Genomic DNA, 14,812 nt, shown 5'->3' on the forward strand with positions numbered 1-14,812 from the left:
ACCTACGGGCACGTCGGTGACGCGTAGATCGCGCCGTTAGGGCTCACGCACAGGGACCGACTTGTAGCTCCCGCCAGGCTGGTGCTGATGGTTCCGCCGATGGTCATGTTCAGGGACGTGCTGACGGCGGTGGACGTCAGTCGCAGGGCCTCGGTGCCGCCAGCGCAACCTCCGACCTGATTGGATGCGGGACGATAGAACCCGTTGTTAGCCGCATTCACCTGGATCGTGTTGGCCGAGCACGTACCCGCGTTCGTGCCCATGATACGGCTGCCGGATACACCGTTGGCGCCGATGACGTTGCCGGTGAATGACGTTTCCAAAGTGGTCGAGTTGTACGTAATCCCCGTGGCCCCACCCGTCGCCGTACCGGTGTTGTACTGCACCTGGTTGGCAGATCCGCCGGGGGACGCTGTTGCCGAGATATTGGTAAGGCCTGAGCCGTCCCCTATAAACAGACCCGCGCTCAGGTTTCCGGTTACGCTCACATTTTGTGTGACGCTGACGTTGATGAGCTTACTAGGCCCTGTTGTGGCCGAGATATTCCCCACGGTCAGGCTGGTCGCGATGGTGGCGCTGGTGAATAGTCCAGCGCTGGCGCTAACCGTGTTCTGGTTCAGGAACTCAAAATATTGGTTCGAGGAGCCAAAATTCAGGAAGACAGTGCGGCCATCAGTGTCTGACCAGCGGAAGCTATCGCGGGCTCCGGGGGTCATATCGTCATCATTGCCCCAACCAAACGTGTTGCTGACGTTGGCGCTTGAGGTCACACTGATGCAGCGGTCCCCCGAGAAATTGCGGCAGTGATTGCGCACAATACGGTTGCCGTACCCGGCCGAGACAGCCAAACCAATCATCTGGGACTGATTATCAAAGATGTTGCCCTCGAAGTTGTTGTTCAAGGGTTTGATAGTCCCATTTACAACAGGGTTGATGGCGTAGCCGGGAGGATTGCTGAAATAGCCGTTTTTGAAGTCCCCGTTCGAGCACCCCTTGCATTCAAATGCCGTACCCGGACGATAGACGATAGCCACCTGCTCATTCGCGCCAACCTCATCGGTAGAACTGGATACGTTGCTAGAGGTCAGGGTAATGGTATCGCTGGGGTCGCTTACACTACTGATTGCAAAGGTAGCCGTGTTACTCGGGTATGTTGTGCTGGTGATACGGGCTAGATGGCTTGTAGTCACGCCAGACAGGTCCGTTCCGGAAGGGTAGTAGACCTGCATCGTATCGGTGCCGGTGCGACGGATAGAGGCTACGCCAGTCGGCGAGAGGATAGATTGCTCTCCGATGTAATCGATAACCTGGAGGCCATTGTAGCTGGCCTTAATCCCGTCACGGATAATCAACCCGTCGTTTTTGTAGTGCTCGAAGATGCTATCGCCGAGATCAAGGACGACGCCCGCCGGAACCGTGGCGTCGGTGTAACCAAGGTCGTTTGTGACATCGACCAGCGGGCCGCCAGGAGATGGCTCCATGAGTGTCGCATCACAATAGTTTTTGCCAGTGAACTTCGCGCTGATAAAGCCAACCTCGTTATCGACGACGATGCAGTTCGCCTGCGCCAGATTTCCCCAACTCCCTAGGTAGTTGTTCGCAAACGTGACCTGAATGGTTCCCGATACGGCGCTATTCCCGACAAAGAGCTTGATTGCGGAGTGCGCGGACGAGAGCAGTGTATTGGCATAGGCAAGCATGCGCACCATCGTCTTGTGCGCCATAGTGTTGTTCTCCTCGGTGTACGAAAGGCAGTCGTCGTGGGCACGGCAGGTGTTGTTCCAAGCCCGTCCATCCTCTTGCCAACCGCTGAAGTGGATGCCGTCCTGTCCGCTTGCAGGGCCACCCGAAATGAGCGCGATGTTGTTGTCGTGGATGTAGCATCGCTTGGTGTTGCGGCATTGCAATGTATAGCTTCCGCCCGGCGCAGTTGTGCTTACGTTCAGTCCGGAAATATCGACGTCATTGGCATTGCCAATGGAGACCATCTTTTTAGATTGACCGCCATTGTATGTGTAGTCTAGCCGACTTCCTGGCAGGCCGTGAACGGCAATACTTGTGGCACTTGTAGAAGTGCAGCCATCAGAGTTACACGCGGTCGTAAAAAGCGCCTGTTCGCTGGAATTGATGTTGTGGGTCAGGACACCTTCGATTTCTACGGTAGTGTTGCTGCTTATATAAATCGGATGTTCAGCATTCAGGGTAGTGCTCGTACCCATAACTAGATTGCCTGGATATTGAACAACCACGCCAAATGGCTGGGCTGCGGGTGTGCTTGCAAGCGCATGCGCCGCGTATGCAGCGCGAAGGTTCTCTACGTGAGGCTGGCCATCCGCGATGGCGCCCATCGAAGTCACGGGTATCTTCCAGCCGAGAAGGTCACGCAACATCGTCTGCGATGTTGGAACGCTACCTGATACATCGATTAACAAGCCGCTTCCATCCATCCCGGCAAGAGAGCCGCTGATGGTGCCGCCGCCCCCGGCGGAACCTACGCGCTGAAAGAGGTTGCCGGTCGATGCATGACCATCAGTAGCCGCGAGGGCCAGGATAAAGGCGAAGAGCCAACCTAGGAGCTTCATTTCGGCTGCGTCACTTTCACGGACCATGTACCGGATGAAGCATCAAATCCCACATACGAGAGGCCAGTCGGGAATTGCCAGGCGGCGTTGCTAGAAACCGCACCAGCGGGGTCAGGCGTGAAACCAGTGAAGCTGCTTGGTGTCGAGGTGTAATCCGTCGAGACCTTCATCGTACCGCTACCACTACCGGTGACTTCAACCAGCGTGCTGCGGTTTGGATCGGTCTTGAAAAACGTGGGCGTGGAGCTATCGACCGTGGCAGATCGCGTTATTGCCGTGCCGTTATTGTTGGTGTCGACCACCGTCGCGCTTAGACAAAAGACAGGAGCGAGAAGGCTCGTTGTCGCCAGTAATAGCTTTTTCAATCACCTACCCTTCCGTTGATGAATTAGAACGCACATCCGATTCATGCGTCAAATTATTTTCGTTTCGCCAACGCTTGCAGCGTGGTTTCGAGCTTGCCTTGCGCAATCTTGTTGGCCGCACTTCTTACAACTGTGCCGCCAACGAGAGCCGTCCCGCCGGTCTTCAGGCCCATGGCGATACCAAGCAAACTATCCAGGCCAAGAGAGCCGACCACAGACGACTTGTCCGGCCGCTCCAGATTGATGCCGAATTTCCCAGCCAGGCGCAGCACCTGCTCAGCCTTGTTTGGGAAGGCGAAGGCCTCCAGCAACTTCTTCTCGTCCGTAGAAAAGCCTGCGAGTTGCTTCTCGTTGCCGGGCTTAAACCAGCTGGCGACGGTGGAGCGGACCTTATTGGTGTCGCCGTGAGCGAACTCCAGCGCCTTCTGGACTTTGTCGAAGCGTGCATAGTTGCTGTACTGGCGACGGAAGTCGTTGAAGGTCTGGATGTTGGTAGGGTCGCCCGCGGTCAGGCTATCTTTGCCAAGACCACTCACCCAATCGTCCAGCTTACCGACTGCGTCTTTAAGTACGTAGGCGTCCTCCGGCGACCCCTGCCGGAACGCCTTGCTGATGAGGCTGCTGCCCACCTGTCGAATCTGGTGCAGTTGCTCCAGGCTCAGATTGCCCGCTTGATAGCTCGACAGGTCGGCAAGGAAGGCCTTCGTCTTTGGGTAAAGCTCGTCGGCGCTGGCGCCGGTCAAGTTCACGCTCTTCTTCACCGAGTCGATGATGTCCTGTGTGCCCTTTGCAACTGCGGGCGCTGAAATCACTGTGCCGTTGCGGTTAGCGGCTTCGAGTGTGCTGAGAGCTTGCGCTTTGAGGTCATCACCCACCTGTCCCCACTGTTCCGCGCTTTTGCGGCCGATACCGGCGGCAATATTCTTGACACCATCCTTCACGCCGGATGCTGCGGCCTTCGTGGCATTCGTAGCTCCTGTGGCAATCTCCGGCGAGTAACTTCCTGCCAGGCCCCCTGCAATCGAGCCAACGACACGGCCTGTGTTGCCGCCAACAGCCTCGCCCACATCGCCTCCGGCCGCCGAGCCTATGCCGCTGGCTGCTCCGCGTGCGGTGGTCCCTGCCAGCTCGGCCAAGGAACCCGTTCCGCCCGTCAGAAGACCGCTCGAAATCCCTTCCCCAGCCGCGCGGGCGTATCGTTCAAGATTGGTACGGGCTACCGGGTCCTTGGTCCCCAATACTTTGTCCACTCCGGCATTCAGCACTCCGCCGCCAGCCATGAAGTCTGAGAACGTGCGGTCTCCTCCCGTCACCTTCTCGGCACCGGTCGCCAAAAGAGCGCCGGCAGCATCAATCGCGTTGGGAATGCCCTTTACAACACCGGTCAGCACCTGGTTGGCGACACCACCAACGGTGTTCCGTGGCTGAGCTTGCTGCGGCGGTTCCTCCGCATCGAGGAATGCCGAAGCCGAGGGCATCTTGTCAGGCGAGTCGAGGAAGTCCGCCGCCTTCACTATTCATACCCAATCGCCCGAAGCTGCTCTTCGGCCTGTTGGCGGGTAATCTTCCCAGCCTTGTACTGAGCCTTGATTTCATTTGGGTCAGGCGCAGCAGCTTCAGTCGGCGTCTTGTCTGAGATTGACTGCCAGGCTGGCCCTGCACCGACCTGCATCCCCTCAATCGCACGCTGGCGGTTGGCGGCCTTCTGTTCGAGGACCTTCTGGGTGTCGCCCGGCATCGGGAAGTACTGCTTGTTGGCGTTGTCGAACTCCGAAGACGAGATGGCGGCGCCAGATTCGCGGCGCAGAACAGCATTCACGAAGTTTCGGCGAGCCTGGTCGAACTGCTGGCCCTGTTCGCTCAGGAGGAAGTTCCCCCAATCGTGATTGGTCAACGTGTTTGTGGCCACGTTGGGCATATAACCTTTTGAGAATAGGTCATTCAGCTGCGTATTGGCGTCTTCCATTCTCTTGCCGAACACAGCGGCATTTGATTGGTCTGTAGTGATCTTAACCGGTTTGGCTGGGGCTGCGCCGTTGTTGCCATCTGGAGCCGAAGCTGCAGCTGCGTTAGCGTTATGCTCACCAGCCGAGGCATCAAAGTTGCGACGTTGCGCGTTCTCCGTTGCAATCTCCGCCGTCAGCTTATCGTTCTTCAGCTGCGCCGCTGTGGTCTCAAGTCGCTGGGCCGAACGGGCGGCATACGCCTCTGGCGCGTACGCCTTCAGATAGGCATCCACCGGCACCGGGTTCGGGTCCATAACGAGGTTGCCGTTCGCATCCCGGCCGTACGCCTGGATTACATCCACTCCGTTGATGTTGGCGACCTTAGCGCTCTCCACCGGCACGCCGATGCGCTGCCCCAGCATCTGTTGCGTGGCCGGGTTGGAGGCCAGCCAGTTCTTGATACCGCTCTCGTCACCGAGCTGGGCTTGCTCGATGCCTTGAGCAAGCTGAGTGCCGGTCTGCGTCGCCTCCTGGTGAGAGGCCAGCATGTTTTGGACCTGCGCTTGGTGCTGCTTAAGCTGGATCTCGTAGTTGGCCAGCTCCCGTAGGCGCTGGTTATCAATTTCTCGCTGAGATTGGGCCTGTCCCTTCTTCGTGAGGGCCAGTCCGCCCACAACACCCTTCAGGATTGCCGATAGCGGAGAGTTGGGAGTAAAGCCGCTGGCGATCGAGGATAGACTATTGGCCTGGTCGTCGTACTGATTGGCCTGATTGAGGATGTCAGCGATGTTGGATGTGCTTATGTCAGCCATCACTTTGCCGCTCCCGCTGCGAGGGCTGCCAAACCGCCCTTGGCGCCAATGACACCGAAGCCCATGGGACCGGCGGCCAGCGTGGCCAAAGAGGCGAGGCTTGCGAGGTTGCCAAAGTTCTGCGCCCTAGTCTGGGCTCCTAATTGCTGTTGCTGAATGGCACCGTTGTAGATAGCCAAGTTGCGGTTTTGCTGTAGGCCCGCATCAGCCAGCTGGAAGTTCTGCCCTGAATTAATTCCCTGCAGCATCTGGCCAATCTGCGTATCTAGGCGGCCAGTAGCCAAGGAGTAAAGGTTGGTTGCGTTGGAAAGCGCAGTCTGCTGCGCTTGTGCTTTGATGCCCGACATATCGCGGCTGATTTGCTGGAGCGAGTCCGCGTAGTCCTTGCCCCGCACGTCACGGAGTGCAGTACCGGCAGAGCTGTCAGCTTGACCATAGCGGGCCAAAGCATCTTCTTCTTGGCTGGTTCGGTCAGCCAGCGCTTGGTTGGCTCCCGTCGTTTGCGTCTTCTGGTAATCGTCGAGATACTGCTGCAGCCACGGAATCTGAGACGGGTCAAAGTTGTTCGTCAGCTTATTGATATAGTCCAAGCTCTGGGACTCGATCTGCTTCAGCTTGTCCTGATACGCTTGCTGCTCAGCAGTGAGCGGTAGCGCTGACGTAACGAGCGTCTTTGTCCCATCCGGGTTGGTGACGTAGTTGCTCTGCGTACCCGTCACCTCATCGCGTGTGTTGACGTAATCAACGGCCGGCGGCGGTGTGGGAGCTGCGGGGGTCGAACCGAACAGGCTGCTCACTCAATGGAGCCTCCTGTTGAAGGTTGCCTTGGTGAAGACCAGTTTGCCCGTGGCGTTCATGTTGGAATCATAGAACTGCTTCGCGCCGAGCTGCAAAACATTTTTGATGATGTTGGCGTTCTCCGGCTCCATGAATATGAAGTCGCCGTAGATGAAGAAGATCAGTTCCAGCTGCTGAAGAACAGCCTTCGACATCCAGCGCTTCCGGTACTCGGGGTGAATGACGAAGCCTCGGATCATCGGGCCTTCGGCTTGCGGCTCTATCGCGAGCCAGCCAATCGGCTTCGCATCCATCAGCAACACGTAACTGTCCATGCCGGCCAAGCGTCTAACAAGCTCAGGGCCCTCGGGAGCATCGACGACGGACGGCAGCCAGGCTCCCACAGCTGCGGCGGTCTGGAGTGGGTTCAGCGGGAGCCAGTGGCGCATCAGAACACCACTACACTCAGGCGACCAGTGTCGTTCACCCCGCCCGCACCTTGGCAGCGAACCATGAAACCGGTCGTGGTCGGTGAGCTGATTTGGTCCGTCACCTCAAACCAAGACTCGGAGGATGGGATGCGGAGGCAAGTACCGACAATGACGTAGTTGGCGTCTGGCATGGGGGTACTAAAGCTAATACCCCAGACGCCCTGTGATACGCGCGTGCAAGAAGCGATGTTGTACTGCTTCCTGACGCTGCACCCGTTGCCGTCAATGTTCGCCGCCGCTTTTGCCACCTGCATATTGGTGCTCGAAATCGTCCCTACAGTAACGTTGGTAACCGTAACATTGGTCGTGCTCACCGGCAGGTTCACCACGATCCCGGAGCTGGTCTGGCTGACGAGGAATGGCACGTCGCTAGTGCTGATGGCCCGGAATGTCGGCACCGTGTTAGATCCAAACAGGGGACCCGCGAGGAAAGTATTCGAGGTTTGTGTGTTCAGAGTAATTGAAATGGTCCCGCTGGACGTAACAGGGCTTCCGGCGACACTGAAGATGCTCGGAGCCTGCAGGCCCACACTTGTAGGCGTCACCTCCGCCCAGTAAGCCTGCGCGCCATCGTTTGTAAGGAACAACCCCGCGTTTCCAGTGACGGATGGCGGGGTGCGCGATTCAATATCATTCAGGCCCTCGAAGGCCTTGTTGAGATTGCCATCCACTTTGGCAGAGGAAATCGCGCGGTGCGCGGCGCTATCGTCCTGAAATTCCGTGATGTTGGCGGAGTGGTTTGACGGCGTGTAGGCGCCGGACGGGCGTTCCCATACTGCGGCGAAGCTGGTTGAACTGAGAAGCGCGAGTCCAAGGGCTACTTTACGGAAATCCACATCATCATCTTCCTATTGGTCTTATCCCGAGAATGGATCTCGGTCCCTCCGTATCGAAGTGTCTCACCAAAACGGAGAAGCTGTCAGCCAAAAACTTATCGGACACGACCGGGTTCTGCGTGTTGCCATCCCATGTGGCTTCATCCCACATCGCGTCATCCCACATCGAACCCATCTCCTGCATTTGAGCTGTGGTCGTGACCACATCCTGTTCATTGAAGTTGATGTAGCGGTCGATGGTGATGGTGCCGCCCGCAGTCTGCTCCACCAGAATCTCAAAGGCACGGTTGCCCCAGCGACCCGCAATCTGCACCCACGGAATCCACCATTTGCAGTCGATGGCGTTGCCATCGTCGCTATAGGCGATCGGTGCGTCATCGTCCGTACCGTTGGCGTAGGCATAGAGGTTAGTGGCCCTGGACACGAGAAGGCGGCCGTCTGTCGTGCCTAGGAAGCCAAGCGCATCAGCGAAATAGCCCGTCAGAATAACCCACCCTGCCCCCTGCTTGTTCAGAATGAAGGCCAGCAGGCCATCGTCATCGAGTTTGAAGCCATACAAGCCGTCATGTGGATAGTAGAAGCTCCGGGCCTTCCTATACTCGGCGTCACCAGACAAAAGCGTTTTAATCTTCGCCTGGACGGTCGGGTCGATATCACCCCCGAGGTCATCGAGGACTTCCGCCTGTTCGGTCTGGAAGACCTTCCGCAGAGAGCGGATGCCGGCGGGTGTGACGAAGAGTGTGTCGGTGGGCAGACGCTGCACCAACTTTTGATGAACCGTGCCCACCGGAATGGTCTTAGCCCAGACGAAGCCCCCGACCGTCATCGGGTCATCGCCCGTATAGAGCACCAGATAACTCCGACCGTGGAAGCAGGCGGAGCCATCTATGACTGACATCGAAACCAGCTCGTCGAACTGTGGCACCTTGTTGCGCAGATTGATGAAGGGGATGTCCTGTGTGGCTCCTGTCCCTGTGTAGAAATACCAGGAGTTTTCGTTGTTAGCCGCTGCCTGGAAGCAGACCTTCATGCCGTCCTGCCCGCGGAACTGCTTGGCCTTGAGAACCCCTGCAGAGAGACCCCACAAGCGGTCAAGGTGAGCGAAGAGGAAGCTGAAGGTTGGCGGCTTGGCGAAATATTCGACTTTGTTGATGGTCTCCACAACGGCAGGGAAAGGTGTGCCGGTCACGTTGACGGTTAATGTGTTGGTCCCAGCATTATAGGAGGTCGATGAGATTGTGGCCGAGATGACGCCAGAGGTGGCGAACGTGACTTTGATTGCGCGGCCATTGGGGTAGTCACTCGCAGCGCGGCTGCCGCCAGGCTTCAACGTGATTTGAGAGGTCGTTACCTGAGTTGCTGATGTGGCCAGGATATCGGTCACGTACTCACCGAGGTCGGTGCAGGTCGAGCCGTCCCACGCGAAGCAGCTATCTACTCCATTATAGAAGACCAGCTTGTCATTGAACGGTACCGCCCCGACCGTGCCGCTGGTATTAAGGCCGGTCTTGATGCTGGTGTAGGCGCCCGTACCTTCATCCAAGGTCCGCAGGCTGCCGTCGCTGAAATACTGGATGACCTGAAGGGTGCCATCGCTCTTGCGATACTCGAATGGTTCTCCAACCGCGCTAATGCCGACAAACGCATTGCCCTTACGGGATAGTCCAAATCGCTTCGCACCGCTGCCGGCCTTGTTGGTGTTGGGGATGATGTTCTCGATAAGCCTTGCCTGCTTGTCCTTGACGACTAGCGTCGGGCTAAGAGCAGTGTTCAGGAGAGCGCGCGGAAAGAGCGTCAGCAGACGCCCATCAAACAAGCCGATTCGTGTGGCGCTCAAAGCATGTAGCTTTTCACTGGTTTGCTCTTCTTCGGCGCATGGGCATCGAACCAGCGCCACATACGGTCCTCGGCTCGGTCCATTTCCTGCTGGTTGAAGGTCAGCTCGGCACCGACGACCTTGTCCCGCTCATCGTAGGCCATCAACTTCAAGGTGCCCCAAGTCAGCACGTCATGGTGAATCGGCTGTAGCTTGATATCTGCTTCCGTGCTGTCATTGGTCAGGATGCTGGCGTTCGGCGTGAACCGCACCCGGAGGGTGGTGTCGTTCTGCGGCCAGGAGCAAAGCTGGTCGAAGCCGAGCACATAGAACTCGCTGGGATTGCCGGTGGAGGTGAATTCGGGGTCCTTCTGTTCCACAGCGGCAATATCGGTCGGGTCGAGGAAGCGCTTTCCGACCGTATCGTAGACACTGAGGATGTGGAGCGGCTGAGTTACGAACTCGCCATGCCCATCCGTGATAGCCACGTCCTCCGTTTCCTGGACGAACCACGGATACCGCTCCGCAACCTTCTCATATACGTCCCGGTAGGCCATGTTCATGTAGGTCTCGACCCGGGCCAGGTCGCCTGGTCCCGTCGTACCCACCAGCGCCAGGCTGCGGATGTTGGTGATGAGCTGGGCTGCGGTAGGCACGTTCTTTCTTTCAATTAGTTAGGGGCGTTACCCCGCCCCTATGGGCTACGGCTTCAGGTCGCAGTGAACACGCACGACGTCGCCAGATACGATTGTGCTGCTGGCCATGTCGCCATTGGACACCGAGATCGTGAGCCCAGACCGAGTGATACGCAGCGGCTTGATGGCGCCGTTGGCGTCTTCGGCCGTGTGTGTGCATCCCAAGATGTTCGAGGCACCTTTAGGCGCAGGAACGTCGAAGGTGAAGCTGCCAGCCGACGCTGCGGCAGCATTCGCTGTAGCCCGGGTATACGTTGACTGAGGCGAAACCCCTTTGGGCTTCACCGCGCTGCGAACATTGATCGTAGAACTCGTGTCGGCCGCAAAGGCGGGAGCCATGAGGCTCCCTACCAATGCAGTCAACATGAGCAAGCGTTTGATTTGCTTGTTCATGGCGCTACTCCACCGCTGCGGTGTAGTGGTGGATGGTGCCGAAGGCCTGCGATGTCCCGGAGGTGTTTTCGCAGAGCTGCTTGGCGCCAATCACATAGGAGAAGCCAGCCTCGACCTTTTGGCCGTGGTCCTTCTCCATGATGGTGATGACACCGCGGTCTTCAGGTGCGGACACCTTCTTGATCGCAGTGCCAGGCGTCAGCGGCACCTTACCGAAGCCGAGACCCAGGGCATTCTGTCCGAATAGGAAGTTGTGCGCGATCTGGATGCCGCCAGCGCCGGCAGTTGCTTCCAACATGCTGTCGTTGTTCAGCTCGTAGATCATCACACCTTCATACTCACCGATGTAATCGGAGCCGCCGATGAGGTCGAACTCAGGACGATCCTTGTAGATGATCTGGTTCAGGAAGTCGGGATCATCCTTCAGGTCGCGGATCGCCAGCGGGTGGGCTACATAGATCCACTTGCGGGCGGGAGCACCGCCCTCACCAGTCTTGATCTGGTACGGGTTCATGCGCAGGCCGCCGGACACGTACTTGCGCTTTGCCTGGAGCGCCAAGTTCTTGATGTCGGACAGCTTCAGCTTGTCGTCGGTGTTATCGACGTTCGCCTTTGCAGTCGCCGCGGTAGCGTTCCAGTTGGCATAATCGGAACCGTACCGGTAACGCTCCTGCACGCGGCCGTTGCTGGTGTTGAGGAATTCCGAGAGGATAACGTCTTCGGTCTTCTCACCCACACTGCGCTTCATCTCGAACGTATCGTTCTCCCAAAGGTCGAACGTCGCCCGGTTCTGGCTCATGGTATAACCATTAATCAGAATCGGCACACGCTTGAGACCGATGGTGATGCTGTCAGTGGTTTTCACCAACTGCGCACCCGTGTCTTCCATCACAGTGGTGTCGGCCACCCATGAACTGAGCGGGACGCCAGCGGAGAACGGGAACTTGAAGGTGTCACCTTCACCCTTCTCGAAGAACTTCACGTTGATGATGTTGTTTTCACCGCTGCCCATAAGGCGCTTGAAGCGGTTGTCCTCTTTGTAACCCCGGAAGACACTATCAGCCACGTTTACGGGCTTGAGCGAACTGCCGGTTGCTACGTTTTCGGTAAATGTCGTCACTTACCTCACTTTCGTTGCGTTGTTGTTTAAACGCCGTCGTAGAAGCTCGTCCCGGGCTGACGCTGTTTGGGCGTCGGCGGGGCCTCGCTGCTGTTCATGGGCGTCCGTTCTTTTTTCGGCTGAGGAGGTTTGGCCGCACCCTTCTTCAAGGCGCGGTGAGCTTTCAGAGGAGAGCCACCATAAGCTTGCAATTCCTCATACTCAGAGAAGATTTCCTTACCGCGACGGATTGCGTAGGCCACCACCTTGTTGGCTGGGACATCTCCGAGGGCTTGCACCTCGTCCTTGTCAGCACCAATCAGCCAGTTGAAGGCATCAAAGTACTTTTGAGTATCTTCGCCATACGCTTCGTCCATTGCCAGCTTCAATTCGCCCGGCTTTTCTCGGTCGAACTGCTCAACCAGGCGCTGCGCATTGGCTTGCACCGGGTTGGCTGGCGGAGGCTCTTGGTTCAGGACGCTGCGCAGTGCGCTTACGTCAACACCTTGAGCTGCGGCAGCTTCTTCAATGGCTTCGTCGGTCAACAGTCCCTTGTCTTTGAGGGCCCTGAGGGTCCTCGTGACAGTGGCAAGTTGCCCGTTCGAGATATTTGCTTTATCCCGCCATTGCTTCAGCTCCGCATTCTCCTGCGGTTTTGGTTCTTCCTTCTGCTCTTCACCATTTGCTTCCGGTTTTGGTTGTTCAGTGCCCTCCTCGCCGTTGACGCCCTCAGCAGGCGTTTCAGGATCGTCGATTACTGTGTCCTCGCCGTTGGCGTTCGGTTGCAGTTGGTCCTCATCAGTCGTCGTCATTGTTCGCTACTTCCGTGGTTGTAGTGCTCTACGCCGCTATTGGCGCCCCGAGCTGGGGGGTGTTCGTCGGCACGAGGCCTCCTACTGAATTCTTTGCTGCAGCTTCGGCAGCGGCGTTTGCGGCGGCCAGCTTCTGCGGCACGCCGTCTGTTACTTCCTGCATAAGTTTTGAGGTTTGGGGCACGCCAAGCAGCTCTAGGAAGCCGGGCGTGAGGTTCTGCAAGCCACCAATGCTCGGCAGCGCCTGGATGACCATGTCGCGGGCGACCTCCTGCTGTGAGGCCACGTCTGGCACCTCTTCTACATAAGTGTCGTAAACGGGTGTCTTGATGTCATACTTGAGAACAGGTCTGCCATTTTTGTCTTTCACTGGATTACCTTGGGCATCCAGTTCGGGCTGGTTCAGAACCAGTTGCTTCACCTCGCCAGCATCATCCATGACCCAGAAGGCGGTCTGCTCCGTGAAGACGGACTGGATGAGGTAGAGAAGCTTTTCGGCCCAGCGTTTCTTCGCGGCCAACGCATTGTCGATGACCATGGCCATGTTGCGTGACGAGCCGAGCTGACGCTTTTGAATGGCGATGCCGCTGTTGGCGTTTGTCTCGATGCCCAGGCTCTCGTCATAGATGCCGAGGGCGGCCTGAATGTCTTTGTCGTCACTGTCCAACGCGGCAAGGTGCTGGGCTATGGCCTGTTCGTGGCGGTTAATGTTGAGCTGCTTGCCGGCCTTCACGACCAGCACACCATCTGGTCGGGCAGCTTCGTCTCGCACGGATTGGGCGTCCGCTGCATCGCCATCCATGATGACCTGGTGGGCCGCCATCAGCCACGTCAGGCGGGTCTTGGTCTTGTTGTAGCGGCGTTGCGGGTCGATGGCGTTGCGAACCAAGCCAAATGGGGCGCCCGTGTCGTTGTCACGGAAGCATACCGTGGGCGTGAGCAGGAACAGGCCCTTGGCCGGATTGAGCTGGTAGCTGTCCTCGAGCACCTCGAGCAGCACGTTGCCGGTGAAGTAGACGAAGACAATCTTGTAGCCCTGCTTCTCCGTGATGTTCTTGTACTGAGGCCGAGCGGCGATGGCTTTGGCCTCCGCCTTATCAAAGGTCGTCACCAGTCGGTTAGAGCGGTCGATGACCTCGTAGTATTTGGCCGGGATGCGCATTGACCACTCAACGACGAACACCATCTGGGTCTCATCGTTCATGTAGCCGCCGCAGGTCGTGACTGGGCAATAAGCTTCTCCACCGAAGGGCATCGCAAATCCCCACTGCGCGGCGTCTACGTCAGCATCGCTCCACTTCTGCTTGACCAAGTCCTTCGGCATCCAGCAGCCCTTGCCAACGAAGCGCTGCTCGGTCAGGCCGGGCGTACGGTCAGCCAGGTCGGGAATGGTCAGCAACGGGTCGGAGCGGCCCTCACGGATAACGCCGTCTTGCACATCGAACTCATGCCAGCCGAGCCCGCATACACGGGCATCATGGCCAACATGGCTGAGGATATGTGTGGAGTTGTTCTTGTCCTGGACGAACATCGCGAGGTCGCTCAGTGCCTCAGCGGTGTCCTTTTCCTTCTTGTCGTAGGAGCGCGCTCGGAACGTGACCTTGGTGCGGGTCTGCACCTCCATGCCGGCGACATTGTTCAGGCGCGGCAGGATCTTGTTGAAGGTCAGGGGCTGGATGCCCATGGCCTCAATCGACTCAATCTCCTGCGGTGTCCAATGCTTGAGGCCGCCCTCGTAGAAGCCGTAAGCCTGCTTCGCCTGCCTGTACCATCCCTGATACGTCGGGTTGCAGATGGCAGCCTCGAACTGGCTCTTAGCTTTCTCTAAGAATTCCTTCTCGCGGGCGGTGTACTCTGCGATGGGTGGCTACTTCGTCGAAACGACAACCATGCCGTCGAACTCAATCGGCTTGCCGTCAATCATCTCGACCTCGACCATGTGATTACCGGACTCTTCGCCGGTATCCTTGTCGGTCTGCGGCGCCTTGCCTGCGGGAATGAGGGTGAGGCCGGACTTTTCGTTCAGCGCCTTGGTGTAGAGGTCCAGCGCCTTGCCAGTCATGCCGCTCTTCTTGGCCTTCGCCACCTTTGCGGCGATATCTTCTTCACGCTCCTTGGCACGTTCAGCCTTCAGGCGCTCCATGCGCTGGTCTTGGGTTTCCATTTGTTGTTTGTCGGTAGCCATCTC

Annotated in this window: 14 protein-coding genes; all 14 read right to left on the bottom strand. The window is 57.7% G+C overall.

Annotated elements, in window-relative coordinates:
• Positions 1 to 2 precede the first annotated feature (2 nt).
• Genes JQ587_RS09400 through JQ587_RS09465 form a run of 14 tightly spaced genes read right to left on the bottom strand, consistent with a single transcriptional unit; the run spans position 3 to position 14,809 of the window.
• Positions 3 to 2,582 (bottom strand): serine-rich family protein, encoded by a 2,580-nt coding sequence (locus JQ587_RS09400; RefSeq protein WP_212425106.1) that lies wholly within the window; start codon positions 2,580 to 2,582, stop codon positions 3 to 5.
• Positions 2,579 to 2,947 carry a hypothetical protein gene (locus tag JQ587_RS09405; RefSeq protein WP_212425107.1) on the bottom strand — a complete coding sequence of 123 codons (369 nt, stop codon included), beginning with the start codon at positions 2,945 to 2,947 and terminating at the stop codon, positions 2,579 to 2,581. The genes JQ587_RS09400 and JQ587_RS09405 overlap by 4 nt, the downstream gene beginning before the upstream one ends.
• 53 nt (positions 2,948 to 3,000) lie before the next feature.
• Positions 3,001 to 4,461: a glycine zipper 2TM domain-containing protein gene (locus JQ587_RS09410; RefSeq protein ID WP_212425108.1), complete on the bottom strand. Its 1,461-nt coding sequence runs from the start codon at positions 4,459 to 4,461 to the stop codon at positions 3,001 to 3,003.
• Positions 4,461 to 5,705 carry a hypothetical protein gene (locus tag JQ587_RS09415; protein ID WP_212425109.1) on the bottom strand — a complete coding sequence of 415 codons (1,245 nt, stop codon included), beginning with the start codon at positions 5,703 to 5,705 and terminating at the stop codon, positions 4,461 to 4,463. The genes JQ587_RS09410 and JQ587_RS09415 overlap by 1 nt, the downstream gene beginning before the upstream one ends.
• The gene (locus tag JQ587_RS09420) at positions 5,705 to 6,502 is read right to left on the bottom strand and encodes a hypothetical protein (protein WP_212425110.1); all 798 of its coding nucleotides are present in this window, start codon (positions 6,500 to 6,502) and stop codon (positions 5,705 to 5,707) included. Before JQ587_RS09420 ends, JQ587_RS09415 begins: the two co-directional genes overlap by 1 nt.
• The gene (locus JQ587_RS09425) at positions 6,503 to 6,931 is read right to left on the bottom strand and encodes a GNAT family N-acetyltransferase (protein WP_212425111.1); all 429 of its coding nucleotides are present in this window, start codon (positions 6,929 to 6,931) and stop codon (positions 6,503 to 6,505) included.
• Positions 6,931 to 7,809, bottom strand: coding sequence for a hypothetical protein (locus JQ587_RS09430; RefSeq protein ID WP_212425112.1), 879 nt, complete (start codon positions 7,807 to 7,809; stop codon positions 6,931 to 6,933). The genes JQ587_RS09425 and JQ587_RS09430 overlap by 1 nt, the downstream gene beginning before the upstream one ends.
• A 4-nt stretch (positions 7,810 to 7,813) precedes the next feature.
• A complete protein-coding gene (locus JQ587_RS09435) occupies positions 7,814 to 9,706 on the bottom strand; it encodes a hypothetical protein (RefSeq protein WP_212425113.1) in 1,893 nt (630 codons plus the stop codon).
• Positions 9,643 to 10,281, bottom strand: a complete 639-nt coding sequence (locus tag JQ587_RS09440) for a phage adaptor protein (RefSeq protein ID WP_212425114.1) — start codon at positions 10,279 to 10,281, stop codon at positions 9,643 to 9,645. Before JQ587_RS09440 ends, JQ587_RS09435 begins: the two co-directional genes overlap by 64 nt.
• A gap of 45 nt (positions 10,282 to 10,326) precedes the next feature.
• A complete protein-coding gene (locus JQ587_RS09445) occupies positions 10,327 to 10,713 on the bottom strand; it encodes a hypothetical protein (protein ID WP_212425115.1) in 387 nt (128 codons plus the stop codon).
• Between the two features lie 4 nt (positions 10,714 to 10,717).
• The gene (locus tag JQ587_RS09450) at positions 10,718 to 11,833 is read right to left on the bottom strand and encodes a phage capsid family protein (RefSeq protein WP_212425116.1); all 1,116 of its coding nucleotides are present in this window, start codon (positions 11,831 to 11,833) and stop codon (positions 10,718 to 10,720) included.
• Positions 11,834 to 11,859: 26 nt separating this feature from the next.
• Complete coding sequence (locus tag JQ587_RS09455) at positions 11,860 to 12,624, bottom strand: hypothetical protein (RefSeq protein ID WP_212425117.1); 765 nt, start codon at positions 12,622 to 12,624, stop codon at positions 11,860 to 11,862.
• Positions 12,625 to 12,652: 28 nt separating this feature from the next.
• Positions 12,653 to 14,485 carry a portal protein gene (locus tag JQ587_RS09460; RefSeq protein ID WP_491524938.1) on the bottom strand — a complete coding sequence of 611 codons (1,833 nt, stop codon included), beginning with the start codon at positions 14,483 to 14,485 and terminating at the stop codon, positions 12,653 to 12,655.
• A gap of 6 nt (positions 14,486 to 14,491) precedes the next feature.
• Positions 14,492 to 14,809: a hypothetical protein gene (locus JQ587_RS09465; RefSeq protein WP_212425119.1), complete on the bottom strand. Its 318-nt coding sequence runs from the start codon at positions 14,807 to 14,809 to the stop codon at positions 14,492 to 14,494.
• Positions 14,810 to 14,812 lie beyond the last annotated feature (3 nt).

This window comes from Bradyrhizobium manausense (assembly GCF_018130615.1).
Lineage (GTDB): Bacteria > Pseudomonadota > Alphaproteobacteria > Rhizobiales > Xanthobacteraceae > Bradyrhizobium > Bradyrhizobium manausense_A.

What these genes read in the sequence shown, in the direction of transcription:
- JQ587_RS09400 (WP_212425106.1), bottom strand. Translation starts at nt 2,582, where the DNA reads ATGAAGCTCCTAGGTTGGCTCTTCGCCTTTATCCTGGCCCTCGCGGCT.
- JQ587_RS09445 (WP_212425115.1), bottom strand. Translation starts at nt 10,713, where the DNA reads ATGAACAAGCAAATCAAACGCTTGCTCATGTTGACTGCATTGGTAGGG.
- JQ587_RS09425 (WP_212425111.1), bottom strand. Translation starts at nt 6,931, where the DNA reads ATGCGCCACTGGCTCCCGCTGAACCCACTCCAGACCGCCGCAGCTGTG.
- JQ587_RS09465 (WP_212425119.1), bottom strand. Translation starts at nt 14,809, where the DNA reads ATGGCTACCGACAAACAACAAATGGAAACCCAAGACCAGCGCATGGAG.
- JQ587_RS09455 (WP_212425117.1), bottom strand. Translation starts at nt 12,624, where the DNA reads ATGACGACGACTGATGAGGACCAACTGCAACCGAACGCCAACGGCGAG.
- JQ587_RS09415 (WP_212425109.1), bottom strand. Translation starts at nt 5,705, where the DNA reads ATGGCTGACATAAGCACATCCAACATCGCTGACATCCTCAATCAGGCC.